Annotated in this window: 28 protein-coding genes; 3 read left to right on the top strand and 25 right to left on the bottom strand. The window is 72.5% G+C overall.

Features of this window, described 5'->3' with window-relative positions; translation table 11 throughout:
• Positions 1–5: 5 nt before the first annotated feature.
• Genes BKK80_RS33740 through atpD form a run of 7 tightly spaced genes read right to left on the bottom strand, consistent with a single transcriptional unit; the run spans position 6 to position 4,500 of the window.
• The gene (locus tag BKK80_RS33740) at positions 6–761 is read right to left on the bottom strand and encodes a F0F1 ATP synthase subunit B family protein (protein ID WP_071039115.1); all 756 of its coding nucleotides are present in this window, start codon (positions 759–761) and stop codon (positions 6–8) included.
• Positions 762–773: 12 nt separating this feature from the next.
• Positions 774–1,022, bottom strand: a complete 249-nt coding sequence (locus tag BKK80_RS33735) for a F0F1 ATP synthase subunit C (protein WP_071017853.1) — start codon at positions 1,020–1,022, stop codon at positions 774–776.
• Positions 1,019–1,801: a F0F1 ATP synthase subunit A gene (locus tag BKK80_RS33730; RefSeq protein ID WP_083384352.1), complete on the bottom strand. Its 783-nt coding sequence runs from the start codon at positions 1,799–1,801 to the stop codon at positions 1,019–1,021. Before BKK80_RS33730 ends, BKK80_RS33735 begins: the two co-directional genes overlap by 4 nt.
• Complete coding sequence (locus BKK80_RS33725; RefSeq protein WP_083384353.1) at positions 1,798–2,139, bottom strand: N-ATPase subunit AtpR; 342 nt, start codon at positions 2,137–2,139, stop codon at positions 1,798–1,800. Before BKK80_RS33725 ends, BKK80_RS33730 begins: the two co-directional genes overlap by 4 nt.
• The gene (locus BKK80_RS36010) at positions 2,136–2,558 is read right to left on the bottom strand and encodes an AtpZ/AtpI family protein (RefSeq protein ID WP_084545865.1); all 423 of its coding nucleotides are present in this window, start codon (positions 2,556–2,558) and stop codon (positions 2,136–2,138) included. The genes BKK80_RS33725 and BKK80_RS36010 overlap by 4 nt, the downstream gene beginning before the upstream one ends.
• Positions 2,555–3,013 (bottom strand): F0F1 ATP synthase subunit epsilon, encoded by a 459-nt coding sequence (locus tag BKK80_RS33715; RefSeq protein ID WP_071022048.1) that lies wholly within the window; start codon positions 3,011–3,013, stop codon positions 2,555–2,557. Before BKK80_RS33715 ends, BKK80_RS36010 begins: the two co-directional genes overlap by 4 nt.
• Before the next feature lie 20 nt (positions 3,014–3,033).
• Positions 3,034–4,500, bottom strand: coding sequence for a F0F1 ATP synthase subunit beta (gene atpD / locus BKK80_RS33710; protein WP_071073008.1), 1,467 nt, complete (start codon positions 4,498–4,500; stop codon positions 3,034–3,036).
• 297 nt (positions 4,501–4,797) lie between these two features.
• Between atpD and BKK80_RS33705 the strand changes: the two genes are divergently transcribed.
• Complete coding sequence (locus tag BKK80_RS33705) at positions 4,798–5,520, top strand: response regulator transcription factor (RefSeq protein WP_071073006.1); 723 nt, start codon at positions 4,798–4,800, stop codon at positions 5,518–5,520.
• 38 nt (positions 5,521–5,558) lie between these two features.
• Here BKK80_RS33705 and BKK80_RS33700 read toward each other — a convergent pair whose 3' ends face one another.
• From BKK80_RS33700 to BKK80_RS33635, 14 genes are all read right to left on the bottom strand, one after another.
• On the bottom strand, positions 5,559–7,181 hold the full coding sequence (locus tag BKK80_RS33700; protein ID WP_236903878.1) for a sensor domain-containing diguanylate cyclase: 1,623 nt from the start codon (positions 7,179–7,181) through the stop codon (positions 5,559–5,561).
• Positions 7,182–7,520: 339 nt separating this feature from the next.
• Positions 7,521–8,555: a glycosyltransferase family 2 protein gene (locus BKK80_RS33695; protein ID WP_083384354.1), complete on the bottom strand. Its 1,035-nt coding sequence runs from the start codon at positions 8,553–8,555 to the stop codon at positions 7,521–7,523.
• 68 nt (positions 8,556–8,623) lie between these two features.
• Positions 8,624–9,691 (bottom strand): glycosyltransferase family 2 protein, encoded by a 1,068-nt coding sequence (locus BKK80_RS33690; protein WP_071073001.1) that lies wholly within the window; start codon positions 9,689–9,691, stop codon positions 8,624–8,626.
• A gap of 57 nt (positions 9,692–9,748) precedes the next feature.
• Positions 9,749–10,795, bottom strand: a complete 1,047-nt coding sequence (locus BKK80_RS33685; RefSeq protein ID WP_162287362.1) for a glycosyltransferase family 4 protein — start codon at positions 10,793–10,795, stop codon at positions 9,749–9,751.
• 114 nt (positions 10,796–10,909) lie between these two features.
• Entirely contained in the window at positions 10,910–14,029 is a 3,120-nt protein-coding gene (locus BKK80_RS33680) for a SpoIIE family protein phosphatase (protein WP_071072999.1), read from the bottom strand.
• Entirely contained in the window at positions 14,026–14,814 is a 789-nt protein-coding gene (locus tag BKK80_RS33675; protein ID WP_071022058.1) for an ABC transporter substrate-binding protein, read from the bottom strand. Before BKK80_RS33675 ends, BKK80_RS33680 begins: the two co-directional genes overlap by 4 nt.
• Positions 14,815–15,094: 280 nt before the next feature.
• Positions 15,095–15,454: a hypothetical protein gene (locus BKK80_RS33670; RefSeq protein ID WP_071072997.1), complete on the bottom strand. Its 360-nt coding sequence runs from the start codon at positions 15,452–15,454 to the stop codon at positions 15,095–15,097.
• A 316-nt stretch (positions 15,455–15,770) separates the two neighbouring features.
• Positions 15,771–15,968 (bottom strand): hypothetical protein, encoded by a 198-nt coding sequence (locus tag BKK80_RS33665; protein WP_071039111.1) that lies wholly within the window; start codon positions 15,966–15,968, stop codon positions 15,771–15,773.
• 21 nt (positions 15,969–15,989) lie between these two features.
• Positions 15,990–16,328, bottom strand: a complete 339-nt coding sequence (locus BKK80_RS33660) for an STAS domain-containing protein (RefSeq protein WP_071017871.1) — start codon at positions 16,326–16,328, stop codon at positions 15,990–15,992.
• Positions 16,329–16,450: 122 nt separating this feature from the next.
• Positions 16,451–16,837, bottom strand: coding sequence for an Hpt domain-containing protein (locus BKK80_RS33655; protein ID WP_071072995.1), 387 nt, complete (start codon positions 16,835–16,837; stop codon positions 16,451–16,453).
• Complete coding sequence (locus BKK80_RS33650; protein ID WP_071017874.1) at positions 16,818–17,216, bottom strand: response regulator; 399 nt, start codon at positions 17,214–17,216, stop codon at positions 16,818–16,820. The genes BKK80_RS33655 and BKK80_RS33650 overlap by 20 nt, the downstream gene beginning before the upstream one ends.
• 4 nt (positions 17,217–17,220) lie before the next feature.
• Positions 17,221–19,059 carry a hybrid sensor histidine kinase/response regulator gene (locus BKK80_RS33645; protein ID WP_071039110.1) on the bottom strand — a complete coding sequence of 613 codons (1,839 nt, stop codon included), beginning with the start codon at positions 19,057–19,059 and terminating at the stop codon, positions 17,221–17,223.
• Positions 19,060–19,725: 666 nt separating this feature from the next.
• The gene (locus BKK80_RS33640) at positions 19,726–20,385 is read right to left on the bottom strand and encodes a response regulator transcription factor (protein WP_071072993.1); all 660 of its coding nucleotides are present in this window, start codon (positions 20,383–20,385) and stop codon (positions 19,726–19,728) included.
• Between the two features lie 106 nt (positions 20,386–20,491).
• Positions 20,492–21,496 carry an AraC family transcriptional regulator gene (locus BKK80_RS33635; RefSeq protein WP_071017880.1) on the bottom strand — a complete coding sequence of 335 codons (1,005 nt, stop codon included), beginning with the start codon at positions 21,494–21,496 and terminating at the stop codon, positions 20,492–20,494.
• Positions 21,497–21,716: 220 nt separating this feature from the next.
• On the opposite strand from BKK80_RS33635, the gene BKK80_RS33630 reads away from it, so the two are divergent.
• Together BKK80_RS33630 and BKK80_RS33625 are read left to right on the top strand one after the other, a co-directional pair.
• Positions 21,717–22,697, top strand: a complete 981-nt coding sequence (locus tag BKK80_RS33630; protein WP_071072991.1) for a quinone oxidoreductase family protein — start codon at positions 21,717–21,719, stop codon at positions 22,695–22,697.
• A 10-nt stretch (positions 22,698–22,707) separates the two neighbouring features.
• Positions 22,708–23,556 (top strand): TauD/TfdA dioxygenase family protein, encoded by an 849-nt coding sequence (locus BKK80_RS33625; RefSeq protein WP_071017884.1) that lies wholly within the window; start codon positions 22,708–22,710, stop codon positions 23,554–23,556.
• A gap of 268 nt (positions 23,557–23,824) precedes the next feature.
• On the opposite strand, the gene BKK80_RS33620 is transcribed toward BKK80_RS33625, so the two are convergent.
• The 4 genes from BKK80_RS33620 to BKK80_RS33605 all read right to left on the bottom strand — a co-directional run bounded on the left by BKK80_RS33620 (position 23,825) and on the right by BKK80_RS33605 (position 25,819).
• On the bottom strand, positions 23,825–24,256 hold the full coding sequence (locus BKK80_RS33620) for a hypothetical protein (RefSeq protein WP_071017886.1): 432 nt from the start codon (positions 24,254–24,256) through the stop codon (positions 23,825–23,827).
• Positions 24,249–24,443 (bottom strand): hypothetical protein, encoded by a 195-nt coding sequence (locus tag BKK80_RS33615; protein ID WP_071039107.1) that lies wholly within the window; start codon positions 24,441–24,443, stop codon positions 24,249–24,251. Before BKK80_RS33615 ends, BKK80_RS33620 begins: the two co-directional genes overlap by 8 nt.
• A gap of 147 nt (positions 24,444–24,590) precedes the next feature.
• On the bottom strand, positions 24,591–25,502 hold the full coding sequence (locus tag BKK80_RS33610) for a LysR family transcriptional regulator (protein WP_071072989.1): 912 nt from the start codon (positions 25,500–25,502) through the stop codon (positions 24,591–24,593).
• A gap of 20 nt (positions 25,503–25,522) precedes the next feature.
• Positions 25,523–25,819: a YciI family protein gene (locus BKK80_RS33605; protein ID WP_071017929.1), complete on the bottom strand. Its 297-nt coding sequence runs from the start codon at positions 25,817–25,819 to the stop codon at positions 25,523–25,525.
• Positions 25,820–25,823 lie beyond the last annotated feature (4 nt).

Here is a 25,823-nt window from a genome sequence, read left to right as displayed (position 1 = left end):
GCGGTTCAGGCGGCAGGGACATCGTCGTGCTCCTGGGCGAGGGCGGCGCGCACGCGCGCCAGGTCCTCGCGCACATTGTTGCCGATCACCTGGCGGTCGCTTTCCAGCGCCAGGCCGGCCACCAGCCCGGGGTCCACGCGCGTGGCCAGGACCGGGGCCGCGCCCAGCGCCGCGCCGAGTGCCTGCGCGCAGCGCGCCAGTTCATCCGCCGCGAGCGCGCAGGGCGCGGCCAGTACCAGGCCGGCGTCCGCCTGCAGCAGGCCGGCGCGCGCCGGGGCCGGCAGCGCGGCCACGGCGGCGGCCAGGCCGTCGATGAAGGCGCCGATGCGGGCCTCGCGCGGCAGCCGCGCGAACAGCCGCGCGGCGATGTCGAGCGCGAGGCGCGCCGCATCCTCGCCGCCGCGCTGGACGGCGGCGCGCCGGGCGGCCGCGATGTCGGCCTCGGCCGCGGCGCGCTCGGCCTGGACCTCGGCCCGCGCCGATTGCGCCAGGGCGTCGCGCAGCCGCGCCGCTTCGGCGGCGGCGCCGGCTGCCGCCGAGGCATGCTCGGCCTCGGCCTGCGCGCGCGCCGCGGCGGCGGCTTCGCGCTCGCGCCCGGCCTCGTCGCGCGCCGTGCGGGCCTGGGCCAGTGCGTCGTCGCAGGCCTGCTGCCGCGCGGCGATGATCCTGGCGACCGGCCGGAACAGGAAGCGCGACAGGATCCACACCAGCACCAGGGCGTTGACGGCCTGCAGGCCGAGCGTCCACCAGTCGATGCGCATGATGGGCCCCGCCTACTTGAGGAAGGGGTTGGCGAACAGCACCAGCAGCGCCACCACCAGGCAGTAGATGGCCATGGTCTCGATCATCGCCAGGCCCACGAAGAGGGTGCGCGAGATGGTGCCGGCCGCTTCGGGCTGCCGCGCCAGCGCGTCCATGGCGGCGGCCACCGCCCTGCCTTCGGCCAGCGCCGGCCCGATCGCGCCGAACGACACCGCCACTGCCGCCGCGATGATGCTGACCACTTCCACGAGGTTGTTCATCTTGCGCTCTCCTTTTCCTTGTCCTGATCCAGCGCTGCCCGCGGCTCGCGTGCGGCGCCCCGGGCCGGCCGCTCGTCCGGCCCGCGCGGCCGCATGCCTTCGACCGCGCCCGGCTGCGCGTCGGCCACCGCCGCGCCGATGAAGACCATCGCCAGTACCGTGAAGATGTAGGCCTGCACCGCGCCGGTCAGCAGGTCCAGCGCCATCAGCGGGATCGGCACCAGCAGGCCGGCCAGCGACAGCACGATGCCGACCACGAAGACGCCGCTCATCACGTTGCCGAACAGGCGCACCACCAGCGAGAAGGTGCGCGTGAGCTGCTCGACGAGGTTGAGCGGCACCATCAGCCAGCTGGGCTCGGCGAAGGTGCGCAGGTAGCCGGCCAGGCCGCGGCTGCGCACGCCGTGCAGCACCGTCGCGGCCAGCACCAGCAGGGCCAGCGCGGCGTCGGTCTCCAGGTGGGCGGTGGGCGGCTCGACGCCGGGCAGCAGCGAGGACCAGTTGGCCAGCAGGATGTAGAGGAAGAGCGTGCCCAGCAGGGCGCGGTAGCGCTCCGGCGCCACCTGCATGGTGTCGCGGATCTGCTGGTCGAGCGTCGTCACCAGCAGTTCCAGCGCGGCCTGGTGCCGCGACGGGTGCAGCGCCAGGCGGCGCGTGGCCAGCCAGGCGCCCGCGCCCAGCGCCAGCATGATGGCCCAGGTCATCAGCACGGGGGCGGAGACGGGGACCGGCCCGAGGTGGAACAAGGGCTCGGTCAGCAGCGGCGAGTGCAAGGTCATGGCGTGTCCGCGCGCGCAGCGCGTCCATCGCGTGGCCGGGGCAGGCGGCGCAGTACCACGGCGCGCGCCGCCAGCAGGCCGGCGCCGGCGCCCAGCAGCGGTGCCGCGCCTGCCTTGGCGCAGGCGAACAGCAGGGCGCCGGTCAGCGCCAGGCGCACGCCCTGCAGCGCCAGCGCGCCGGCGGTGGCGCCGCGCTGCAGGCGCCGCACCACGGCGTGCAGGCTGCCGAAGTGCGCCAGCCCTCCCGCCAGTCCCGCCACGAGCCCCGCCACCGCGCCCGCCGCTCCACCGGCCAGTCCGCCGGTGAGCGCGGCAGCCGCTCCGCCCAGGTCGATCATTGCCCATCCTCCCCGCCGTGGCGCCGCATCCAGCGCCAGGCGCACCAGAGGCCGATGGCGGCCCCGATCATCAACAGCGGCGCCGAAAAGAAGACGCCGGTATGCAGCCGCCGGTCCAGCCAGCGGCCGGCCGCCAGCGCGAGCACGGTGGGCAGCACGATGGTCCAGCCGAGCACGCCGATCTGGGCCAGGCGGCTGGCCAGCGAGGGCTCCGGCACGCGCGCGGCCTGCCGTGCGCGGGCCAGCGCGCGCTGCGCCACGCGTTCACCGCCGTTGCCGTTGCCGTTGTCCTTGCCCTGGCCGTGAGCGCCGCCCTTGCCGCCGCCCCCATCGACGGCGCCATCGACGGCGCCATCGGCGTCACCAGGACCGCCAGGACCACCGGCGGCATGTGCGCCATCGTGCTGCGTTGCGCTCATGGCTCCAGCCTCCCGATGCCGTCGACATGCAGGTCCGGGCGCAGGCAGCGCACGATCTCGCGTACCGCGCGCGCATGCAGCCGGGTCTGCTCGACGCGCGCATTGCGCGCTGCCTCCAGGCGCCGCTCGCGCGCTTCGCGCACGCGCGCGGCCACCGCCTCCAGGCTGTCGCCCAGCACCGCGGCGGCGGTGGCGATGGCGACTTCCGCGCCGCCGTCCACGCGCAGCATGCCGCCCTCCACCATGCAGAAGCGATGCGTGCCGTCGGCGCCGTGCCAGCGCACCACGCAGGGCACCAGCACGGTGAGGAAGTCGGCGTGCTCCGGCAGCACGCCGAAGGCGCCGCTGTCGTCCTCGGCGCGCAGCGCGCGCACGCCGGCCTCGTCCACCGCCAGTCCGTCGGGGGTGGCGATGCGCAGGTGCAGGGCGCGCGGCGCGGCGCTGGCAGGCGTCATGGCCGGTGTCATGGCGGGTGTCATGGCGTGCCCCCTTGCCGCGCCTGCTGCTCGCGCTCGCGTGCCTCGTCCAGCGTGCCGATCATGTAGAGCGACTGCTCCTGCCAGTCGTCGCATTCGCCGTCGAGGATGGCGCGGCAGCCGGCCAGGGTGTCGGCGACGGCCACCGAGCGGCCGGCCACGCCGGTGAAGTTCTCGGTGACGGTGAACGGCTGGGTCAGGAAACGCTGCAGGCGCCGCGCGCGCGCCACCACGCGGCGGTCCTGCGCGCCCAGCTCCTCGACGCCGAGCAGGGCGATGACGTCCTGCAGCTCGCGGTAGTGCTCGATGGCCTGGCGCACCGCGTTGGCGGTGGCCACGTGGTCGTCGCCCAGCAGCAGCGGATCGAGCAGTACCGAGGACGAGGCGATCGGATCGACCGCCGGGTACATGCCCTCGGCCGCCATCGCGCGCGACAGCACGATCATGCTGTCGACGTGGCTGCCGATGGCGGTGACGGCGGGATCGGTGAAGTCGTCGGCCGGCACGTAGACCGCCTCGATCGCCGTGATGGCGGCGTCGCGCGTGGCGGTGATGCGCTCGTGCAGCGCCGCCACCTCGCTGGCCAGCGTGGGCTGGTAGCCGACGCGCGAGGGCAGGCGCCCGAGCAGCCCGGAGACCTCGGCGCCGGCCTGCACGAAGCGGAACACATTGTCCATCAGCAAGAGCACGTCCTGGCGGCGCTCGTCGCGGAAGAACTCGGCGGCGGCCACGGCGGTCAGCGGCACGCGCCAGCGCGCGCCGGGCGGCTCGTTCATCTGGCCGTAGACCAGCACGGTGCGGCCGAGCACGCCCGAGCCGCGCATGTCGAGCAGCATCTCGTGGCCCTCGCGCGAGCGTTCGCCGACCCCGGCGAAGACCGAAATACCCTGGTAGCGCTCAGCCATGGCATGGATCAGTTCCATCACCAGCACGGTCTTGCCGACGCCGGCGCCGCCGAACATGGCGGCCTTGCCACCCTGGGCGATCGGTGTCAGCAGGTCGAGGATCTTGACGCCGGTGCGGAAGATCTCGGTGCCCGGCGCCTGCGCCGCCAGCGGCGGCGCGGCGCGGTGCAGCGGGCGCAGCGGCGTGCCGGCGGGCAGTGCCGGCCCGCCGTCGCGCGGCGTGCCGGTGACGTCGAGCAGGCGCCCGAGCACGGCTTGGCCCACCGGCACCCGCAGCGGTCCGCCGCCCAGGCGCACGGCCGCGCCGCGCCGCATGCCGCTGGTCGACTGCAGCGCGATGGCGCGCACGCTGCCGCGGTCCAGGTGGGCCTGTACCTCCGCCAGCACCTCGCCGCCTCCGTCCAGCGCTACCGCCAGCACGTCGCAGAGAGCGGGCAGCGGCTGGCCGGCGCAGTCGATGTCGAGCACCGCGCCACGGATGGCGCGCACCCGCGCGCTGCCGGGCGGGCCGGCAGCCTGGGCGGTCCGGGCGGTCTGGGGTGGGAGGGGGCGCGTTTCCAACTGTTCGGCGTTGCGGCGATGCGGTCGGGTCCCGGCGGCGCCGTTCGCGGCCAGGTGCAGGCAATCGCGGCCGGCGCCTCGGGACAGTCACTTCCTACTGTAGACGCCGCCGTCACGCCGCGGATTGATATCCATCAAGCGAGGGGTGCGCTCGCAGGCGCCCGGCTGCTATGGTGGGAGGGTGGGCCCTGGCGCGCCCGGGCCGGCCGCGTGGCGCCGGGTTGTGCGCGCGCAACAGGTAGAATCCGGCCCCGCCAGCCGGTGGCGGGAGGGCCTGGGCGATGAAAGGGAGGGGCAATGCAGATCGCGGTATTGGAAGACGATCCGGACCAGCGCGATGTGATCCTGGCCTGGCTGGAGGGCGGCGGCCATGTGGCGCAGGGCTTCGGCGACGGCGCGGGTTTCATGGCGCAGGTGGGACGCGGCTGCGAGCTGCTGCTGATCGACTGGATGCTGCCCGACACCGACGGCGGCCACATCATCCATTGGGCGCGCGAGCAGCTCGGCTGGGAGCTGCCCATCATCGTGCTGACCGCGCGCGAGGACGAGCAGACCACCGTCAGCGCGCTCAGGTCCGGCGCCGACGACTACCTCGTCAAGCCGGTGCGGCCGGCGGTGCTGCTGGCCCGTATCGAGGCCCTGGCGCGCCGCTATGGCGCCACCGCCGGCACCACCGCTGGCACCACCGTCGCCGGCACGGCGGCCAAGCGCCATGGCGCCTATGAGATCGACCTGCAGGCGGTGCGCATCGCGCTCGACGGCCAGGCTGTCGAACTGACGCAGAAGGAGTTCGACCTGGCCGTCTACCTGTTCGACAGTCCCGGCAAGCTGCTCTCGCGCGACCACCTGCTCAACCGCATCTGGGGCCTGAACGCCGACGTCGACACGCGCACCGTCGACACCCATGTCAGCCGCCTGCGCAAGAAGCTCAAGCTCGACGGCAGCAAGGGCTGGCGGGTGGCGCCGGTGTACGGCTACGGCTACCGCTTCGAACAGGAGGCGGCGGCAGTACGGCATTGAGCAGCGGCCAGCGGTAGCGGACGCCATCGGGCCGGGCCTCAGCCGGCGGAGCGTGGCGCCGGGGGACGGGGCGCGTCCGGCAGGTCGAGGGAGGCGTCGGCCACGGTCCGGTTCCGCCCCTGTTCCTTCGCCGCATAGAGGGCGGCGTCCGCCAGCGCCAGCACCCGCTCCATGCTGCCGTGCGACTCGGGCCAGCTGGCGACGCCGAGCGAGACCGTCACCGCGCAGACGCCTGGCGCGGGCGTGGCGGCGGTGCGCTGGCGCAGCCGTTCGGCGATCAGCATGGCCTCGGCCGCGCCGCAGCCGGGCAGCAGCATGAGGAATTCCTCGCCACCGGCCCGGCACAGGAAATCGCCTTGGCGCGAGCATTCGCGCATGAGCCTGGCGATGTGGCAGATCACCTTGTCCCCCGCCTCGTGCCCGTACGTGTCGTTGACGCGCTTGAAGCGGTCCACGTCGATGGCGATGACCGCGAAGGGCTGGGCGGCGGCGCCCCAGTTGCGCAGCTGCGCCGACAGGGCGCGCCGGTTGCGCAGGCCCGTCATGGGGTCGGTGACGGCGGCCTCGTTGAGGGCGCCGATCTGCGCCTGCAGCGTGGCGAGGCCTTCCAGCACCGCCTGCTTGAGCTGCCTCGCCTCGAAGTACCAGGCACGGATGCCCTGGATGCTGCGCAGGGTGGCCGCCGTGTCCTTTTCCCCGGTCGCCTGCGCGAGCTGGCGCAGGGGTTTGGCGATCAGCCCGGCCAGGTACCAGGCGGCCAGCAGCGAAGCGATCACGAGCGGCACGGTATCGCGCAGCACGGCGAGCGTGAGGCGGTCCATCTCGGCCAGTGTCGCCGCGACAGGGCGCTGCGCCACGATGCCCCAGCCCGCGACCGGCACCGGAGCGAAGCCGGCGAGCATGTCGATGTTCCTGCTATTGGCGATCCGGCGCGTGCCGGCCTTGCCGGCGATGACGTCCGCGACGATCGGGTTGTCCCTGGCGACCTTGCCGATCCTGCCGCTGTCCGGGTGGTAGAGAATGCGGCCGGCGCGGTCGACCACATAGAGGTAGGAGCCGTCGCGATAGTAGTGCTCGCCCAGCAGCGCATGCAGGATGCCCTTTTCCCGCAGGTAGATCGAGCCCGCCACATAGCCGAGGTAGCGCCCGTCCTTGCCCAGGATCGGCTGCGAGATATTGACCACGAGGTTGCCGGCGGCGGACACGTAGGCCTGGGTGATGCGCGGCTGCCGGGCATCGAGCGCCGCGCGCGCGCCTTCGCTGTCCAGTTGTTTGCCGGCGAGGTTCAGCGTGGTCGGCATCACGGCCAGCACCGTGCCGCGCGCGTCGACGATCAGCACCGAGTTGAACGAGTCGGTCTGGTGCAGCAGGCGCCAGGCTTCGTCTTCCAGCGCCTGCCGCCCGAAGGGCCTGGCGCCCAGCAGGGAGGCGCTGACGGCCAGTTGCTGCTGGGCCGACCTGACGAAGTTGGAGGTGCTGTCGGCCAGTTTCGCCGCATAGACCCGGTTGGCTTCGAGCGCGTTGGTCAGCAGGATCTCGCGCTGCACGCGGTAGGCGGAATAGAAGGTATTCGCGAAGGCAGCAAGCAAGGAGAAGACCGCCAGGGCCAGGACCAGGTGCCCAAGGCCGAGCCGGCGATACAGGCTGCGTAACATCGTCATGCTTTTCTTTTTACTTATCAGTGACAGGGGCTGGCGAGCGGCACGCAGGTGGCACGTAGATGGCACGCAGATGGCACGCAGGCGGCACGTGCGGTGCTGTCGCTGTCATCACCCCGCCGGGGCCGTATTCCAGGCGTCCGCACGTTCCGGGGCGGTGGACGATTGCGGCGCCTGCCAGGAGAACCGATATCGGCCCCGGCGCGTTGACGGCTCGGCTCCACTTTCCCGCCTCCTGTTGATGAAGATCAAGCCCGGCACGGGGATCCGGCGCGCGGTGCTACCGGCGCGGGCGCGCGCCGGGGGCCGGCCTTGGCCTTGGCCTGGGCGGGGCGGGGCGCCTCACCACGGCGTGGGCGGCGAGACGCGCCCGCCCATGGTGTCGTGCCAGGCGCGGCGCAGCTGCGCCACGTGCTGGCGCGACTGCCGGTACTTGTCGCCGCGCGCGCCGCCGGCCTTGGCGAAGCGCCAGTGGCGCAGCGCGCGCAGGCCGTGCCAGGCGGATGCGAGCCGGTTGCTGGCCCAGGCCGTCAGCCAGCCGTGGTGCTTGCGGTGATACAGCAGTGCGCTGCGCATGTGCCACGGCGTGAGCTGGGCGCCGGCGCCGGGGAGGTCACCGCCGGCATGGCGCACGCGCAGTTCCGGCCAGTACTGCACCGTGTAACCGTGGCCGCGCGCGCGACGGCACAGGTCCACCTCTTCGTAGTAGCGGAAGAAGCGCAGGTCGAAGCCGCCGAGCGCCGCGAACAGTGTCGTGCGCACGAAGGCGAAGGCGCCCGGCACCCAGTCGACTTCGGCGGGCACGGCGGGATCGCAGCAGGTGCGGTCCGCGCGGCCGCACAGGCGCGAGCGCGGGAAGCGCGCCGCCAGGCCGCTCAGCGCCAGCGCTTCGTTGAGCAGCGAGGGGAAGCGCCGGGCCGAGGGCCGGTCGCTGCCGTCGTCACCCAGCAGGCGCCCGCCGGCGATGCCGACGCCCGGTTCCGACCACATGCGCTGCAGGCCTTGCGCGATGCAGGCCGGCGTGGCCGATACGCGGGGATCGAGCAGCAGCAGGATGTGCGCATCGGCGCGGCTGGCGGCGAGGTTGACCGCGCCGGCGAAGCCGAGGTCGCGCGGGCTGCGCACCAGCGTGACCCAGGGGTGCTGCGCGGCGACCAGCTCGGCGCTGCCGTCGCGCGAGGCGTTGTCGACCACGATGAGCTGCCAGTCGGCCGGCCGCACGCCGGGGCGCAGGCCGTCCAGCAGGCGCAGGATGCCGTGCGCCGAGTTGCGGGTGACGACCAGGATCGCCAGGCCGTGTGCCGGCGCGCGGGGCTTGTGGCGGCGCGTGTCGCGGGACGGGCCGTTGGACTGGTAGTACGAGGTTTCAGTCGGCATGGCGGGTCTCCCGGCGGGCGCAGCGGGCGCGCGCCGGCCCTCGGCCAGCCGCAGCAAGGTGCCCGGTCTCATCGCGGCTCTCCCTGCCCGGCGCGGCGCCGCGCGGCGAAGGTGATGCCGGGGTGCGCGTGCAGGGAAGCGTCGTACGCCCGCAGCGTGTAGTCGGTCAGCGCGGGAGCACCGCCGTGCCGCGCCGGCCAGCCGCTGCGCAGCCGGTGCCACGGGATCGGCAGCTTCCGCAGGGGCGAGTGCACGAGGTGAAGCGCGGCGGAGCGTTCGTTGCCGTCCACCAGGCACCTGTGCATGGCCGCGCGCAGCATGGCCAGCAGCGCCGCGCCGGCCACGGCCGCGCTGGCCGCCGGCCCCGCCGCCAGGGCGGCGGCCAGTACCAGGGGCAGCGCCGCGATGGCGGCGCCATGCAGCAGGTTGCGGTGGATGTCGCGCAGCTGCTGCGCGTTGTCGCGCTGGCGGCAGTGCGCCGGGACCTTGGCCTGCGCCCGGCCTGCGCGCGTGGTGCCGCACCGGGCCTGGCTGACGGGGGGGACGGTGCGGGGGACGGCAACCTCGTGCGGGGTCGCGGGTGCGTCCAGCAGGAGGATGCGCCAGCCCGTGGCGCGCAGCTGGCGGCACAGCTCCGGTCCCGCGCCGGTGTCCAGGCTGTCGTCGAAGCCGCCGGCCTCGATTAGCGCGTCGAGGCGGAACAGGGCGTTGGCGCCGCGATCGGCGGCCCGGCCGGAGGCCGCCTCGTGCCCGTCGCCCCATACGGCGGCGTAGCGTCCGCGCCGCAGCGCGGCCAGCGCCAGCCGGGGGAAGGCGGGGGCGAGCAGGGTATCGCCGTCGAGGAACAGCACCGCGGTGGCGTGCGCGCTCCGCCAGCCCGCATTGCGGCCGGCCGCGCTGCCGGGGCGGATGCCCTGGGCCGGGCTGCCACCGACCGGACCGGCCTCGACGTAGATCAGCTCGTAGGCCAGGCCGCGCCAGTCGGCGCCGTGCACGCTGTCGAGGCAGCGCCGCAGGCGGGCCCCGTCGTCGTGTCCGATCACCACCACCGAGATGTCGGGGGCGGTCGTGCAGCCGGGGTGGCCGGCCGTTCCGTACAGGCTGTCGCGGGTGTGGTGCAGGGGAGGATTCGGCATGGTCGGCTCCGCTTGGTCGGTCCAGTCTGTGTCGGTGTGCGTCGGTACGGCGCGGGTTCAGCCGCGCGGCTGCAGCAGGTCGCGGTAGCGCTGCGCCAGCCGGGCCGGGTGGAAACGGTCCGACAGTTCGGCGCGGGCATTGGCCACCACCGCGTTGAGCAGCGCGGCCGGGGCCGACTGCAGTGCCTGCAGCGCGTCGGCAAGCGCGTCGGGATCGTTGGCCGCATAGTGGAAGCCGGTCTCGCCGTGCCGCACCAGGCCGCCGGCACCGCCGGCATTGGGCACCAGCACCGGCACGCCGGCGGCAAAGGCTTCCAGCACCACCAGGCCGAACGGCTCCTCGGCGCAGGTGTGGACCAGCAGGTCCGAGCTGCGCAGCTGGCCGGCCGCGTCGGCACGGAAGCCGTGCAGCGTGACATTGGGCAGCCCGGCCGCGGCCGCGCGCAGTTCCGCTTCCTGTTCACCGCTGCCGTACAGGTCGAATTGCATGGCGCCCAGGGCCGGATGGCTGCGCACCGCCTGCAGCAGCAGGCCCGCGCGCTTGATGCGGTCGAGCCGGCTCAGCATCAGTACGCGCCGCACGCCGGCCTCGCGGAACACCGGGCGCCAGGCCACCGCCGACGGCTCGATGAAGTTCTCCACCACGCTGATGCGCGCGGCGTCCACCCCGTGCGCGACCAGCCGTTCGCGCACGAAGTCGGAGACCGCGACGAAAGCCACCGGGAACGGCTGCAGCAGGCGCTTGTAGCCGTAGCTGAGGCGTTCGTCGCTGCCCCCGCGCACGATGTGCAGGTGGCGCACGCGCGCGCGCCCCAGGGCCTGCGCCAGCACCACCAGGAAGGCCTGCGACAGGTCGAGCGAGGCCACCGCGAGCTCGGGCTCGCGGCGCGCGGCGCGCCACAGCAGGCGCGCCAGGCCGGCGCTCGACCGGAAGCTCTCGCTGCGCAGCCCGCACTGGCTGGCGTGCGCATGCACCGGTCCCGGCGGCGCCACGATCACGCCGTCGAAGCTGTCGGCGAGGTGCTGCAGCGTGCGGATGGCCATCCGCTCGGTGCCGGATAGCTCACCGCTGGGGAGGATGTAGAGGAGAGGCGTGGCCATCATGGACATCCAGCATGTTGTTCTGGATGCCATTGCACCGCGGAGCGGCGCCGGGATGGTTACACGATTGCAAAACCGCGGTGGCCCGCCAGGATCGGGCGCGCGGCCGCGCCGGCCTCAGCCGCCCGCGCTGGCGGCCAGCGCCGCGTGCAGGCGCTTGACCAGGGTGGCATGGTTGACGCCGTCGGCGTGGCCGTAGCGCACGGCGTCGCAGCTTTCGCGGATGATGAAGAGGCCGAAGCCGCCTTCGGAGCCGCCGCTGAAGTCCGGTGCCAGCGTGCGCGGCGGCGAGAACGGCGTGCCGGTGTAGAACAGTTCGAGCTGGCAGGCGTCGGGCGCGGCGCGGAAGATGAACTCCAGCGGGCCGCCGTCTTCGGCGTGGCCGCCGTGCCGGACCGCGTTGCTGGCCAGTTCCACCGCGGCCAGGGCCAGGGCGCTGGCCTGCACTTCGTCGAGCCCGCCGTCGCGCCCATGGGCCTCGACGAAGGTGTGCAGGGCCTTGAGCTGCGTCATCGCGCGCGGCATCTCGAAGCGCCATTCGCGCGCGCCGGCCGCCTCGGCCGGGGTCTGCAGCACCAGCATGGTCATGTCGTCGGCGATCCTGCCGTCCGCCGTGTAGGCTTGCATCACGTGCTGCATGCCGCGCGCGATGGTGCCGGGGCGCTGGTGCGTGCCCAGCAGCCGGTGCAGCGTGTCGGTCATGCGCGGCAGGCCGAAACGCTCGCCATCGGTGCCCACCGCGTCGGTCACGCCGTCGGAATACAGCACCACGGTCTGCCCGGCACCGAGCGCCACCTCGGACTGCTCGATGTCGGCGCTCTCGAGCACGCCCAGCGGCGGATGCTGGTTGGCCAGGAAGCGGTGGCTGCCGTCGGCGCCGAGCAGCAGCGTCTCCTCGTGGCCGCAGCCGACCCAGGTCAGGGTGTTGCGGTTGCGGTCGATGCGCAGGTAGCACACGGTGACGAAGCTCTCGAGCTCTTCCAGCTGCCGGTGCATGGCCCGCTGCACGTGGGCGATGATCTCGGCCGGCTGCGGCGGCGCGCGCCGGTTGCCGCGCGCGGCGCCGGCCGCGATCGCCGGCACGGCCTGGGGGGCACGGTCGGCCGGCCCGCCGCGGGTGACCAGTTCGGCCAGCGAGCGCGCGAACTGCATCTTCAGGCCGGCGCCCAGCAGCGCGGCCGGCACGCCCTTGCCCATGGCGTCGCCGACCAGGATGTCGAAGCAGCCCTCGCTGAACTGGAACAGGTCGAAGAAATCCCCGTTGATGCCCTGCGAGGCGGTATTGAAGCCAGACAGGAAGCAGTCGAGCACGGCCGGCGGCAGGTCGCGCGTGAGCAGGGCGCGCTGGATGCCCGCCCCCAGTTCCAGCTCGGCGCGGCGCGCCGCCTCGATGGCGCGCTCGCCGGCGATCTGGCGGCTGATGTCGGTCTGGATCAGGAAGATCTGGCGCAGCCGTCCGTGCGCGTCGAGGTCCGGCACGATGGTGGAGGCGGCCCAGTACAGGGTGCCGTCCTTTTTCTGGTGCACCAGCTGCCCCGCCCAGGCCTGCGCGGCCCGGACCAGGGCGAGCGGGTCGTGCTCGATCGGTTCGCGCTGGCCCTTCGGCGCGAGCAGGCGCAGGTCCTGGCCGACCAGCTCCTCGCGCCGGTAGCCGCTGACTTCGGCCAGCTTGCGGTTGGCGTAGGCGATGACGCCCTCGGGTGTGTAGATGCTGACGATGGCGTGCTGGTCCAGCGCGCGCTTGAGCACGCGCAGGCTCGCCGACGATTCGCGGTAGCGCTCCAGCAGCTGCTCGCGCTCCTCGGCTGCCTGCTTGGCCTCGGAGATATCGCGCAGGGTGCAGGAGAGGATGCTCTCGCCGTCGGACTCCACCGGCACCACCGAGACTTCGAGCGGAAAGCGCTCGCCGTTGGCGCGCATGGCCGGCAGCTCCCAGCGCTGTCCCGCGTGCTGGGCGTGGATGCCGCCGCGCAGCGTGCGCGCCACGCCGTCGAGCGCGCCGCGCGATTCCGGCGGGAACACCAGGGCGTCCAGCGAGCGCCCGAGCGCATCCTGCGCGCGGTGGCCGAAGATGCGTTCGGCCTCGTGGTTGAACTCCAGGATGTGGCCGCGCGCGTCCAGCGTGACCATGCCGTCCATGGCCGAGGCCAGGATGGCGCTCTTGCGTGCCTCGCTGGCGGCGATCTCGCGGTGCAGCGCGAACAGGGCGGCGCGCACCTGTTCGTTGCTGCGCAGGCTGCGCCAGGCCGCCCCCGCCACCAGGCCGAGCAGGGCCAGCCCGGCGGCCAGCGCGATGGCCACCCAGTGCATCAGGCCCTGCCAGCCGGCCAGCGCTGTGTCGAGCCCCAGCTCGACCATCACCACCAGCGGCCAGCGGCGCGAGGCGCGGTAGGCGAGCAGGGCCGGCTCGCCGTCCAGGCCGATGCCGGACAGGCTGCCGTGGTCGCGCTGCGACAGCAGCTCGCGGAAGACCGGATTGGCCGAGAAGTTGGCGCCGGGGGCCGCCTGGATGCCCTCGGTGGCCGCCAGCAGCGTGCCGTCGTAGTGCAGCAGCGCGGCGGTGCGGCCGGCGTCGGACAGCATCAGTCCGAAGGTATTGGCCAGGTAGTCGGTGTTCAGCGCGATCACCATGTAGGCGTCGCCGCCGCTGCGCAGGGCCACGTGCCGCACCAGCGGCACGAAGCTCAGCGGCAGCATGCGCAGGGCCGGGTCGGGATGGCGGGCCAGTTCGGAATCGGCCAGGTCGCGGCCCGCCACCGGCTTGCCGATCCGCAGCGCGTCGGCGTTGTCGGTGTCCGCGAGGCGCGGCAGGCGCTCCGGATCGATGCGCTTGCCGCGCGCCTGCGGGTTGGAGCTGGCCAGGATCAGTCCGTCGGCGGCGACCAGCGAGAAGCTGCGCACCGAGGGCGTGCCGGCGATGGCCTGGGTGAGCAGCAGGTCGATGCGTTCGCGGCTGGCCGGGCTGTCGTAGGCGGCCAGGTCTTCGCGGAAGGCGTCGCCGAGGATGGCGGCCGTGCCGACCGCGCGGCTCGACTGGTCGTCGAGCGCGCGCGCCAGCATCTCGACGTTGTCGAGCTCGTTGTCGATGGCGTTCCTGCGCTCCCACCAGGCGAAGCCGGCGGCGGCGGCGACCATCAGGCTGGCGATGGCGGCCGCGGCCCACAGCACCATGGTGCTGGTGAGCCAGGCAGGCGGATGGCCGGTGCCGCGGCCGGGCGGCGCCTCGGGTGGTTTCACTGGCGGATCAGCACCTCGGTCAGCCCGTGGCGGCGCGCAGCCTGTTCCAGCCGGCCGTCGTGCTTGATGCGCTCGACGAAGGCGTTGATGGTCCGGTACCACTCCTCGTCGTCTTGGCGCATGGCGTAGGCGTAGGGTATGCGGTGGAAGGGTTGGGACGGCGAGACCAGCCGCGCCCAGTCCGCATTATCGAGCAGGCGGCGGCTGTAAGGGTAGTCCGTCATGAAGACATCGACACGGCCGGCCTGCAACTCCTGTTCGCGCGTCTGCGGCGGAGCCAGCACCACCAGGTTGGCCTGCTTGAGGCTGGCGCGCATCACCGGTTCCATGAAGGTGCCGGCCTGCACCGCCACGTTGACGCCGGGCTTGTCGATATCGGCCCAGCTGCGCACGATGCGGCTGGCGCGCATGGTGATGCCGTAGATGTCGCTCTGCAGGTAGGGCTGGCTGAAGCGCAGCACGGCCTGGCGCTGCGGCAGCACGCCGACGGCGAACATGGCCACGTCGCAGCGGTCGCCGCGCACGTCGTCGATCAGCGTGGCGAAGGACGAGTCGACATAGGCCACCTTGACGCCGAGGTCGGCGCCGAGCGCCGCCGACAGGTCGATGTCGATGCCGCGCAGCTGCTGGGTGCGCGGGTCGCGGTAGGTGATGCCGTAGTAATCCGGCCAGATGCACACGCGCACCTGGTGCCGGCTCTTGACTCGTTCGGCGACCACGCCGGCGTGGGCGTGCGGCACCGTCGCCGCCAGGCAGCAGGCGGCCAGGGCCAGCAGCCAGGCCATCCGCCACGGGCCGCGCTGCGCCAGCGTGGCCTGCGCGCGCGCAGCGGCGCCCCCGCGACGGGTGTCGGGTTCAGGTGTCATGTTCTGGTTTTCCCCTTGCAATGCAAATGACTCGGGCCGGGCGCCGACCGTCAGCGCGGTCGGGCCTGCGGCAATCTGGCGGCTGGCGTGGCCGGAATCGGCGCTGCCGCTCTTGGCTGGATGGCGCTTGGGCAAGCGGATCACGTCGGCCTCTTCGCGCGTGAGGCTGGCGCCGTGGCCGGCGGTGCGGGGTACGCGTTCATGCGCGCCGACCGCGCAGCCGGCCGGCGCGGCAGCCCGGCCACGGGGCGGCCGGCAGTGTGGCCAGTGCGGCCAGTGCGGCGGGGGCAGCCAGCGCTGCCAGCGTCGCCAGCGCGGCCATGGACAGCGTGCCGCTGTCGATGCGGGACGCCGGCATGCCGGCGGCGCTGCTCAGGATGAGGAATGGGGTCCACGGTCCATATTTCATCCATCGGGCGTGGGACAGTGCCAGCGGCGGCCCGGCACGGCGGGCGGGCAGGCGGGGTGGCTGGCGGCCCGCCGGGAAGTCCGTTTCTCCGCGCCGCAGCATGGCCAGGACGGCCGTCGGTGTCGGCTTGGCATGGTGGGCGATGGACATGGCGGCTCCCCGGGGAATCGGTACCTGAATCGGTACCTGGATTGAAGCGCACCGTGGCCGACACAATGTGGCCGCTTTGTGAACTTTGTCGGCCATCCTCGTGCGCGGCCGGCGCCCGGCTCAACCCCGGTGTCCCGGCACCAGGGCGACTTCCCGGTGTCCGCCGTCGTCCGGTGTGCGTCGTGCTGGGGGAAGGCAGGGGGCGCCGCAGGTGACCTCCTGCGGATGCTGCCGTGCCGGCGGCCAGGCGGTGCGGCAAGCGGCCTTCGTCATGCGTCATGCCGGCCGGGGCCCGCGGCTCCGGCCGGGCAGGCTCTCAGCCGTGGCGGCTGGCGGTCGGGCGCGCGGCGTTGCCGCGCGGCAGGCGGTACGAAGCCAGGTGCTGGCAGCGCGCGGCCGCGGCCCGTGCGTGCCGGCGCGAGGGCTGCCGGCGCGGCTGGCTGGCGGCGGTCGCTGCGGCAGGCATGCGGCCGGCCTGGGGGGCGGCGGCGTAGAGGCAGGTCGGGGCGGGCATGGTGACCTCCGTTGGCGTGGCTCAGGCGAAGGCGCGCACGGCGTCTTCGGCGGTAGCGTGGATGCTGAACACGCGGTGCATGCGCATCAGCTCGAACAGGGCCTGCACCGGGCGCAGCATGCCGCACAGCTTGAAATCGCCCTGGCTCTTGTGGGTGCGGCGCAGGCAGGCGATCAGCGCGCCCAGGCCCGAGCTGTCGACGAAGCTCAGCGCCGACATGTCGAAGACGACGCGCTGGTAGTCTTCCAGCAAGGGGTTGATGGCTTCCTTGAATGCCTTGACGTTGCTGGCGTCGAGGTGGGCCTCGTCGAGCCGGATCAGCAGGACGCCGGAGGTTTCCCGGATGGCCGTCAATTGCATGGCAAGCTCCTTGTTCTCCGGCCGGGCGGAAAAAGGCGCCGGCCGCAGGGTGATTAAATGCGGGAAGGGCGTTCACAATGTCACCGCTTTGTGAATTCGCGCGCGCTTGCCGCGCACCGGCATCAGCCGGCAAGGCCGTCGGCATCGGCGCCGGAGGTGCCGCCGGGGCCCGCGGGCGTGGCGAGGGTGGAGAGCGTGGCGCGCAAGCCGGCGAGGGTGGCCAGCAGGGCGGGGGACGGGGCGGCGGCGGCCATGACCGCGTCTTCCAGCGCGCGCGCCTGCGCGCCCAGCGGCGCGAGGCCATGCAGGCCGGCGGCGCCGGCCAGGCGGTGCAGCACGGCGGCGGCGGCCAGGCGGGCCTGTGCCGCCGTTTCCGGCGCCGCCTCGGCCCAGGCCTCGACGGCCCGGGCCAGCTCGTCGGCGCGGCCGGGCAGGCCGGCCAGGAAACGCTCGCGCAGGCGCTGCAGTTGCCGCTGCGCGGCCGCCGCGCTATCCGGCGCCGATGCCACGCCCGTGTTCCCAGTAGATGCGCAGGTTGTCCGCCAGCGTCATGGGATCGAAGGGTTTGACGATGACGCCGGTGGCGCCATGCTCCAGCAGCGCCTCGATCTCGTGCGGCAGGGCGCGCGCCGACATCAGCACCACCGGCGTGCCGCGCAGCGCCGGCATGGCGCGGATGGCCTGCATTGCCTCGGGCCCCGTCATGCCCGGCATCATCACGTCGAGCAGGATCAGGTCGGGCCGGAAGCCCGGTGCCTGCTCGACCGCCGCACGCCCGTCGGCGCACATGCAGACCTCGTAGCCGCCGACGGTGGCCAGGCTGAGTTCGAGAATGGTGCGGATGTCGGGGTCGTCCTCGGCGCACAGCACCCGCCGCAATGCGTCCATGGCGTCAGTCTCCGGCCAGGTTGGCGGCCAGCCGCACGGCGCGCAGGAAGGCATCGTTGCCGGTGCCGCGCTTGCTCAGCAGGGTGAAGCCATGGGCGCCGGCCTGCTCCGCGCCGATCGCGTCGGTGTACAGCAGCACCGGTGCCGGTCCGGCCAGCCGCCGCAGGCGCACGCAGACCGTGTCCAGGGGGCCGTCCGCGCCGGCCGGGTCGGCGATCAGCAGGGCAGGCGCCGGGGCCGCTTCGTCCACCGCCTGCCCGAGGTCGTCGAGGCAATGCAACTCGCACAGCGGCGACAGCAGCGCCGCGATGCGGTCGCGCGCGCGGGGATCGCCATCGATCACCATCACCTGCGGCTGCGACAGCGTGCGTTCGGCGCCGCCCCGCCAGACCGGCAGGTCGACCACGAACTCGGCCCCGTGCCCGGCGGTGGACACCGCGCTGACCTTGCCACCCATGCGTTCGATCAGCAGCCGGCTGATGTGCAGGCCCAGGCCGGTGCCGGCACCGCTGCGGCGGTCGGTCTGCTCGGCCTGCGAGAACTTCTCGAACAGCCTGGCGCGGAAGGCCGGGTCGATGCCCGGGCCGTGGTCGCGCACGGCGATGCGCAGGCGGCCCTGGGCGCAGTGGCAGCGGATTTCCACCGGCTGCTCCGGCGGCGAGTGCTTGACCGCGTTCGACAGCAGGTTGGCCATCACCTGCAGGAAGCGGTCGGCGTCGATCTCGGCCCGCAGTCCGGGCGGCGGCGGCGCCACCACCTGCAGCGTGCGCCCGAGCCGGCGCGCATAGTCGGCATTGGCCTGCACCGCTTCCGCCAGCAGCGGTTCCAGCGCCTGCACACGCAGGTTCAGCATCATGCGGTCGGCTTCCAGCTTGGTCAGGTCGAGCACGTCGTCGATCAGCCGGCCGAGCCGCTCGCCGTTGCGCTGCGCGACCTCGGTCAGGCGCCGCGCCTGCTCCGGCAGCTCGCCGGCGGCGCCGCCGGCGAGCAGGCCGAGCGCGCCCAGCACCGAGGTCAGCGGGGTGCGCAGCTCGTGGCTGATGGTGCTGAGGAATTCGTCCTTCAGGCGTTCGAGGCGGCGCCGCTCGCTGAGGTCGCGCAGCACCAGCGACACGCGTGCCGCGCTGCCGCTGGGCCAGCCGGTCATGCCGATCTCGGCGGCGCTCTCGCGGCCGTCGGCGCGGCGCAGGTTGCGCTCGATGCGGACCTGGCGCGCGTCGCCCGGCTCCAGCGGCGGCAGCCCGGAGGGAATCAGCGAGTGCAGCGGGATGCCGTCGGGTGGCAGGGCGGACAAGCCCAGCAGCGCCAGGCCGGCGCGGTTCGCGTCGCAGATGCGCTGCGCGCCGTCGAGCGCCAGCACGGCGTCGCCGACATGGTCGAACAGCGCGCGGTTGTGCATGGCCTGCGCCGCCAGCCGCGTCTGCAGCTCGAGCGCGCGGCCGATATTGCGCAGCTTGGCCTGCAGCAGTTCCGGGCTGACCGGCTTGAGCAGGTAGTCGTCGGCGCCTTGCTCGATGGCCTTGACGAAATGGTCGGCGCCACTCATCGACGACATCACCACCACCGGCAGCCAGCTGTATGGCTCGCGCGCGCGCAGGCGGCGCGTGGCCTCGAAGCCGTCCATGTCGGGCATCAGCAGGTCCAGCAGCACCAGGTCGACATGGCGGGCCGCGACCACGGCGAGGGCTTCCTCGCCGCTGCCTGCCTCGACCGCCCGGTGCCCGGCTTCGCGCACCCGCTGGGCGGTCTCGGCGCGGCTGGCCGGCATGTCGTCGACGACCAGCACCTGCAGGCACTGTGGCGTATCGGGGGGAATGGCGGAGATGGCGGCGGAGTCTGGCATCGATCCCTTCGGCTCGGGTCCAGCGGAGGCGGCGTGCCGGAAGCGGCATGGGCCGCCCGATTATGCCACGCCGGTCCGGCCCCGTCGGCGCGCCCGCCCCCCCCATGGGAGGGGCATGCGGCGGCGTGCCGGAGACGGCGGGGCATGTGCTTTCACAATGTCGCCACCATTTGCGCCGCTTCGGCGCCTTTAATGGCAGCAAGGGGGAACCGATGGGGAGCGAAGGGGGAGTGATGGAGGAACAGGCCGGCGCGGTGCGAAACACGACGCGCTGGACGATGCCGACGAGTGCACCAACACAGAACGCCAAGCACACGGTCTTGGCTCCCTCTCCCCGCATGGGGAGAGGGCGGGGGAGAGGGGTGGTTTAGCAAGGCGCCACGCATGACGAAGCCGTCGGTGTGGTCCAGCACGCGAGCATCGGGACGAAGCCGATGGTGTAATCCCAAGCTGCGGCCGGCCGGCGCCTGCCCTCTCCCCCGGCCCCTCTCCCGCAAGCGGGAGAGGGGAGCAAACCGGCGGTAGCGAGAAGGCTCAAGTCCTGCCGGCAACCGGTGGAAACGGGGAGTAAGAAACGGGCGGGAAACGGGGGAAACGGGGGAAACGGGGGGGAGCGGAAAAGGCGGGAGGGCCGGCAGGGAGGCGTGGCCCTCCCGCCAGGACCGCTCAGGCCAGCGCCAGCGGCGCGGCGAAGATATAGCCGACGCGGTGCGCCGTGCGCAGCGGCAGTTCGCTGCGCGTCAGGCTGCGCCAGCGCTGGCGCAACCGGCTGACCAGGGTTTCCAGGCGCCGTTCGTCGTAGTGCAGCCACTCCTGGCCGAAGTTCTCCACGATTTCGCGGCGGCTGGCCGGCTGGCCCGGGTGGCGTGCCAGCAGTTCGAGCAGGCTGCCCTCGTTGACCGAGACCATCATGCGCGAGCCTTCCGGCGCGATCAGTTCGCTGGCCTGGCGGTCGAGCTGCCAGCTCGCGGCCACGCGCCGGCTCAGGGCGCGCAGTGCCGCGTCGAATTCCAGCAGCTTGATGGGCTTGACCAGGTAGTGGTCGGCGCCGTCCTCGAAGCCGCGCACCTTGTCCTGCGTCTCGCCGCGCGCGGTCAGCATGACGATGCCGCAGCCCGGCCGCTGCCGGCGCAGGCGGGCGACGGCTTCGAAGCCGGTGCCGTCCGGCAGCATCACGTCGATCACGGCGATATCGGCCTGTTCGATCAGGGGCGCGGACTCGGCCAGGCTGCCGGCCTGGAGCACCGTCCAGCCCCGCTTCTGCAGGAAGGCGGCGATTTCCTCGCGCAGTTCCGCCTCGTCCTCGAGCAAAAGAATGCTTCGCATGTCCGGGTCCAGGGATGGCGTATGCCACATCGGATGGCAATGGGAACCCTTTACGGACAGCCGGAGCGAAACTTGAGCGGCCAGGCGCCTTGCGCTGCACAGGGGATCAGCCGGCGCGCCCGCCGGCCTGCTTGCGCCAGGCCACCGGCGCCATGCCGAAGCGGGCCGAGAACCAGCGCGAGAAGGCGGCCGGCGAGCCGTAGCCGAGCAGCCCGGACACGCGTGTGAGCGAGTACTGCGGGTTTTCCACGTAGCGCCGGGCCAGTTCGCGGCGCACTTCGTCGAGGATGCCGGTGAAGGTCTCGCCCGCCTCGTCGAGCTGGCGCTGCATGGTACGCAGGCTCAGGCCGAGCCCCTGCGCCACCGCGGCGCTGGTGGCCCGCCCCATCGGCAGCAGCAGGTAGATGGCAGCGCGCACCTCGTGGCCGATGGCGCCGCCGCCGGGGGCCGGCAGGGCATCGACGAAGCGCTGCGCATAGCGCGCCATGACCGGGTCGGCGCCGGGATTGGGCGCGTCCAGGTCGGCCGCCAGGCAGACGATGCCGTTGAATTCGCTGTTGAAGACCAGCGGGCAGGCGAACAGCCGGCGATGTGCGCGCAGGTCGGCTGGCGCCGCATGCGTGAAGTTCACGCTGACCGGCTGCCAGCGCGCGCCCAGCAGCGCGCTGCCCAGGCGCGCCAGCACGCCGATGGCGAGTTCGGTGGCCTGGCGTGAGCCCGGTGCGGACACCAGTTCGTGGCGGATCACGACCGTCTTGCCGACGTCCTCCAGCAGCAGCGCGATCGAATCGTTGACCAGGTGGCGGTAGCGGATCAGCGTGGCCAGCGCCGCGCGCAGCGTGGGCTGCTGGCCGATCAACAGGCTCATCGCGCCGAAATCGGACAACTGGCGGGTTTCAGCCATGCGCAGGCCGAAGGTCAGGCAGCCGCTGGCCTGGGCCGAGGCTTCCAGCAGCGCCACCACGGCGGCGGCCGGCACGCGCCGGTCCGGGTCCTGCAGCATGGCGCGGCTCAGGCCGACCCGGCGCAGCAGCGGCTGCGGATTGAGGCCGAGGCTGTGCGCGACCTCGAAGAAATGGCTCAGTGCCGCGGCACGTATCAGCGTCTCCACGTCCCGACTGTCTCCGTATTGTTGTCCCGGGTTGTCCCGGGTTGCCCCCGGGCTGGCCTGGCGTGCCGGCCGCCCCGGCACGCGCAGCGATCATAGATGTGCCTGGCATGAAATGCAAAGTTCCCGGTGCGCAATGCAAAGCGCGCCGCGGCGCCGGCACCTACAGTGCACAGCATGCATGGCGCGCGTCGCGCGCCGCGATCACGACAGGAGACAACCGATGGCCAAGGTCATCCGCATGTATGAAACCGGCGGTCCCGAAGTGCTGCGCTGCGAACAGGTCGAAGTCGGCGATCCCGGCCCCGGCGAGGTCCGCATCCGCCACGTGGCGGTCGGGCTGAACTACGCCGACACCTATTTCCGCACGGGCATCTATCCGGTGCCGCTGCCGAGCGGCATTGGCGTGGAGGCTGCCGGCATCGTCGAGGCCGTGGGGCCGGGCGTGAACAACGTGGCGGTCGGCGACCGCGTCACCTACACCGGCTTTGTCAACACGCTGGGTGCCTACAGCACCGAGCGCCTGGTGCCGGCGGCGCCGCTGATCCGCCTGCCCGAGACCATCAGCTGCGAGATCGCGGCCGCCATGACCATGCGCGGCCTGACCTCGGCCTACCTGACGCGCCGCATCCACGCCTTCCGCGCCGGCGACACCGTCCTGCTGCACGCCGCCGCCGGCGGCGTAGGCCTGATCGTCTCGCAGTGGGCCAAGCTGCTCGGCCTGACCGTGATCGGCACGGTCTCGTCCGAGGCCAAGGCCGAGGTGGCGCGCGCCCATGGTTGCGACCATGTGATCAACTACAGCCACGAGGATGTCGCCCGCCGCGTGCGCGAGCTGACGGACGGCGTGGGCGTATCGGTGGTGTTCGACAGCGTCGGCAAGAACACCTTCATGGCCTCGCTGGATTCGCTCAAGCGGCGCGGCACCATGGTCTGCGTCGGCACCGCCTCGGGCCCGATCCCGCCCTTCGATCCCGTGCTGCTGGCCATGAAGGGCTCGCTGTTCCTGACCCGCCCGGCGCTGGCCGACTACATCGCCGATCCGGCCGAGAAGGCCGAGCTGGCCGGCGAGCTGTTCGACCACGTCGGCGCCGGCCGCATCCGCATCGAGATCCACCAGCACTACGCGCTGGAAGATGCCGTGCAGGCGCACCGCGACCTGGAAGCGCGCAAGACCACCGGTTCGTCGATCTTCGTCATCTGAGGAGGCCGCCATGCAAGTCAGCCAACTCACCTGTGCGCTCGGCGCCGAACTGCGCGGCGTGCAGCTTGCCGACGCCGTGCGCGACGACGGCCTGTTCGCCGAGATCCGCGCCCTGCTGCTGCGCCATCGCGTGCTGTTCCTGCGCAAGCAGGAACTGAGCCGCGCCGAGCACGTGGCCTTCGCGCGCCGTTTCGGCGAACTGGAAGACCATCCGGTCGCCGGCAGCGATCCCGAGCACCCCGGCCTGGTACGCATCTACAAGACGCCGGACCAGCCCAACGACCGCTACGAGAACGCCTGGCACTCCGACACCACCTGGCGCGAGGCGCCGCAGTTCGGCGCGGTGCTGCGCTGCGTGGAGTGCCCGCCGGTGGGCGGCGACACCATGTGGGCCAATATGGTGCTGGCCTACGAAAACCTGCCGGCCCACGTCAAGGAACAGATCGCCGACCTGCGCGCGCGCCACAGCATCGAAGCCAGCTTCGGCGCGGCGATGCCGATCGAGAAGCGGCTCGCGCTGAAGGCGCAGTATCCCGACGCCGAGCATCCGGTGGTGCGCACCCACCCCGAGACCGGCGAGAAGATCCTCTACGTGAACGGCTTCACCACCCACTTCACCAACTACCACACGCCGGCGCGCGTACGCTTCGGGCAGGACGGCAACCCCGGCGCGGCGGACCTGCTGCGCTACCTGATCAGCCAGGCCTATATCCCCGAGTTCCAGGTGCGCTGGCGCTGGGAACCGGACAGCGTGGCGATCTGGGACAACAGCGCGACCCAGCACTATGCGGTGATGGACTACCCGCCCTGCCACCGCAAGATGGAGCGGGCGGGCATTATCGGCAGCAGGCCGTTCTGAGCGGCGGCGAGCGCGTCGTCTTCGTGGGCGGGATCCCGAAGGCGGGCGCAGGCCGGATCGATAACAAGACGCTGCGCACGCATGCAGCCCAGGCAGGAAGGGAAAGCTCAGTGCCAGCCGCAGCGCGGCTGGCGTTTTTTCTTTGCGGCGGCGAAAGCGCAGGCCGGCATCCAGATCAGGACCCCTGCCACCGGATCCCGATGATCGATTCCCACCCGATGGACGATGCGCCGGGCCGCGTCAGCCCAGGCAGCGACGCCACGACGGATCACAGATCCGCCCAGGCCGCGACGACACCCACCGCGTAGAGCGAACCGAGCACCGCGCAGATGCCCGACGACACCAGCCAGAAGCGCGTGGAGTTCTCGGGGAACGCGGGCCTGAGAAGCGGGAAGCAGACGGCGCGTGCCAGGTAGACCGCGCCGATGCAGGCGAGCGCTGGTTTCGTCCATGGCAGGCGAGGACCGATGCCGGCGCCCGAGAAGGCGTACATGGCCCAGAGCAGCAGCACGCCGGCGATGAACAAGGTCAGCAATGCCGGCCGGATCTGGCCGGCCTCGGCCGCGCGCGCCATGCGCTCGCCCGCACCCATGAACCGATAGGCGCGGGCACCGACGGCGATGCAGGCCAGGTGGGCCGCGGCGGCGGCGGCGCTCAGCACGCCGCCGAGCACGAGGGCTTGGGCGCCGGTATCAAGCATGGTCGAAGCAGCCGTTGCGCACCACGCAGGCATCGGCGGCCAGCCGATCCGCTTGTGTATCCGCTTGGGTATCCGCTTGAGCGCGGGTGCGGGAAACGGCCTCGCGCAGGCGGACCAGCGCGTCGCGCCGCAGATCCCTTGCCCGGATGCCGTCCGTCTGCGATTCCCATCTGTCGTCAATCCGCATGTCGTTCCTGTCATCGATGCGTTCGATTTTGTGGCAGTGTGATCGGGGCAGTCCTGGTTGTCAAAACGCCGCAAGGGGGGAATGGTGTGCCCTGCCCCCGCTGCGGAAGGCTGCTATTCCCTTTCGGCGTCTATCCGCGACAAGCCCTCACACCAGCAGCCCGGCCGTGCGCTGCACCACGAAATCCATGAACGCATGCACCTTGCGCGACTGCCGCCGGTTGATGGCGTAGACGAAGTGGATGCCGGCGCTCTGCAGCGTGCTGGCCGAGGGGTAGCGGGGCAGCACCTGGACCAGCTGTCCGGCCTCCAGCGCGTCGCGCACCAGCCAGTAGGGCAGCAGGGCGATGCCGCTGCCGGCCAGCGTGCCTTCCAGCAGGACCTCGACGTCATTGGCCACCAGGTCGCCCTGCGGCACGACTTCAATGCCGGCTTCGCCATCGGGTCCGGCGAAGCTCCAGACCACGCGCTCGCCGGCGCGGCGGTAGCGCAGGCAGTTGTGCGCGAGCAGGTCGGCCGGCGCGGCGGGTGCGGCGCGTTGCCGCAGGTAGTCGGGATGGCAGACGGCCAGCCGCCGGTAGCGGCCCAGCGGGCGGCTGACCAGGCTGGATTCGGCCAGCGTGCCGATGCGGATGGCGAGGTCGGTGTCGGTCTCGACCAGGTCGACGTAGTCGTCGGTCAGCGACAGTTCCAGCGTGACGCCGGGGTTGGCGGCCAGGAAGGCCGGAATCAGCGGCGTCAGCAGGCGCTTGCCGAACACCCGCGGCGAGCTGACCTTGAGGCGGCCGCGCGGCTGGCCGGCGTAGGACGCGATTCCCTCGTGGACGGCGTCCAACTCGGCCAGCAAGGTGGCGAGCTGTTCCTTGTAGGTGCGGCCGGGCTCGGTCAGGGCGAGCCGGCGCGTGGTGCGGGTCAGCAGTTTGACCCCCAGCCTGGCTTCGAGCGCGTCGACCTGGCGCGACACGCTGGAGGCGGCGATGCCGAGCAGATCGGCGGCCTCGGTGAAGCTCAGCGTCGAGGCCACTTTCTGGAAGACGCGCATCGCGCTCAGCAGGTCCATGCCGGGGGGTCCATCGGTTGTCAGCCGGCCGGGACGAACAGCGGTTCGGCGCCGTCGGCGAATTTGCTGGGAGTGAACTCGATGATGTCGTAGCGTGCCAGCCCCTCGCGGTAGAAGGGGTCTTCGGCCAGCACGGCGTCGAGCTGCCGGCGATCGAGCCGGCGCACGAGGATAACACCGCCGATGCGCGGTACCTGCGGTCCCGACGCCAGGAAATGGCCGGCGCGGTAGTGGCGGTCGAGGAAGTCGCGATGCTCCGCCAGGCTGGCTTCGATGGCGGCCAGCGGTTGCACGTAGTGAAGCAGGACGATGAACATGATG

It is taken from the genome of Cupriavidus malaysiensis (assembly GCF_001854325.1).
GTDB classification, from domain to species: domain Bacteria; phylum Pseudomonadota; class Gammaproteobacteria; order Burkholderiales; family Burkholderiaceae; genus Cupriavidus; species Cupriavidus malaysiensis.
The sequence above is the reverse complement of the archived record's forward strand: the minus strand, read 5'-3'. Positions and strand labels throughout refer to the sequence as shown.

Coding starts and splice junctions, on each gene's coding strand:
- BKK80_RS33740 (WP_071039115.1), bottom strand. CDS start 761: ATGCGCATCGACTGGTGGACGCTCGGCCTGCAGGCCGTCAACGCCCTG.
- BKK80_RS33735 (WP_071017853.1), bottom strand. CDS start 1,022: ATGAACAACCTCGTGGAAGTGGTCAGCATCATCGCGGCGGCAGTGGCG.
- BKK80_RS33730 (WP_083384352.1), bottom strand. CDS start 1,801: ATGACCTTGCACTCGCCGCTGCTGACCGAGCCCTTGTTCCACCTCGGG.
- BKK80_RS33725 (WP_083384353.1), bottom strand. CDS start 2,139: ATGATCGACCTGGGCGGAGCGGCTGCCGCGCTCACCGGCGGACTGGCC.
- BKK80_RS36010 (WP_084545865.1), bottom strand. CDS start 2,558: ATGAGCGCAACGCAGCACGATGGCGCACATGCCGCCGGTGGTCCTGGC.
- BKK80_RS33715 (WP_071022048.1), bottom strand. CDS start 3,013: ATGACGCCTGCCAGCGCCGCGCCGCGCGCCCTGCACCTGCGCATCGCC.
- BKK80_RS33705 (WP_071073006.1), top strand. CDS start 4,798: ATGCAGATCGCGGTATTGGAAGACGATCCGGACCAGCGCGATGTGATC.
- BKK80_RS33700 (WP_236903878.1), bottom strand. CDS start 7,181: ATGACGATGTTACGCAGCCTGTATCGCCGGCTCGGCCTTGGGCACCTG.
- BKK80_RS33695 (WP_083384354.1), bottom strand. CDS start 8,555: ATGCCGACTGAAACCTCGTACTACCAGTCCAACGGCCCGTCCCGCGAC.
- BKK80_RS33690 (WP_071073001.1), bottom strand. CDS start 9,691: ATGCCGAATCCTCCCCTGCACCACACCCGCGACAGCCTGTACGGAACG.
- BKK80_RS33685 (WP_162287362.1), bottom strand. CDS start 10,795: ATGATGGCCACGCCTCTCCTCTACATCCTCCCCAGCGGTGAGCTATCC.
- BKK80_RS33675 (WP_071022058.1), bottom strand. CDS start 14,814: ATGGCCTGGCTGCTGGCCCTGGCCGCCTGCTGCCTGGCGGCGACGGTG.
- BKK80_RS33670 (WP_071072997.1), bottom strand. CDS start 15,454: ATGTCCATCGCCCACCATGCCAAGCCGACACCGACGGCCGTCCTGGCC.
- BKK80_RS33665 (WP_071039111.1), bottom strand. CDS start 15,968: ATGCCCGCCCCGACCTGCCTCTACGCCGCCGCCCCCCAGGCCGGCCGC.
- BKK80_RS33660 (WP_071017871.1), bottom strand. CDS start 16,328: ATGCAATTGACGGCCATCCGGGAAACCTCCGGCGTCCTGCTGATCCGG.
- BKK80_RS33650 (WP_071017874.1), bottom strand. CDS start 17,216: ATGGACGCATTGCGGCGGGTGCTGTGCGCCGAGGACGACCCCGACATC.
- BKK80_RS33645 (WP_071039110.1), bottom strand. CDS start 19,059: ATGCCAGACTCCGCCGCCATCTCCGCCATTCCCCCCGATACGCCACAG.
- BKK80_RS33640 (WP_071072993.1), bottom strand. CDS start 20,385: ATGCGAAGCATTCTTTTGCTCGAGGACGAGGCGGAACTGCGCGAGGAA.
- BKK80_RS33630 (WP_071072991.1), top strand. CDS start 21,717: ATGGCCAAGGTCATCCGCATGTATGAAACCGGCGGTCCCGAAGTGCTG.
- BKK80_RS33625 (WP_071017884.1), top strand. CDS start 22,708: ATGCAAGTCAGCCAACTCACCTGTGCGCTCGGCGCCGAACTGCGCGGC.
- BKK80_RS33620 (WP_071017886.1), bottom strand. CDS start 24,256: ATGCTTGATACCGGCGCCCAAGCCCTCGTGCTCGGCGGCGTGCTGAGC.
- BKK80_RS33615 (WP_071039107.1), bottom strand. CDS start 24,443: ATGCGGATTGACGACAGATGGGAATCGCAGACGGACGGCATCCGGGCA.
- BKK80_RS33610 (WP_071072989.1), bottom strand. CDS start 25,502: ATGGACCTGCTGAGCGCGATGCGCGTCTTCCAGAAAGTGGCCTCGACG.
- BKK80_RS33605 (WP_071017929.1), bottom strand. CDS start 25,819: ATGTTCATCGTCCTGCTTCACTACGTGCAACCGCTGGCCGCCATCGAA.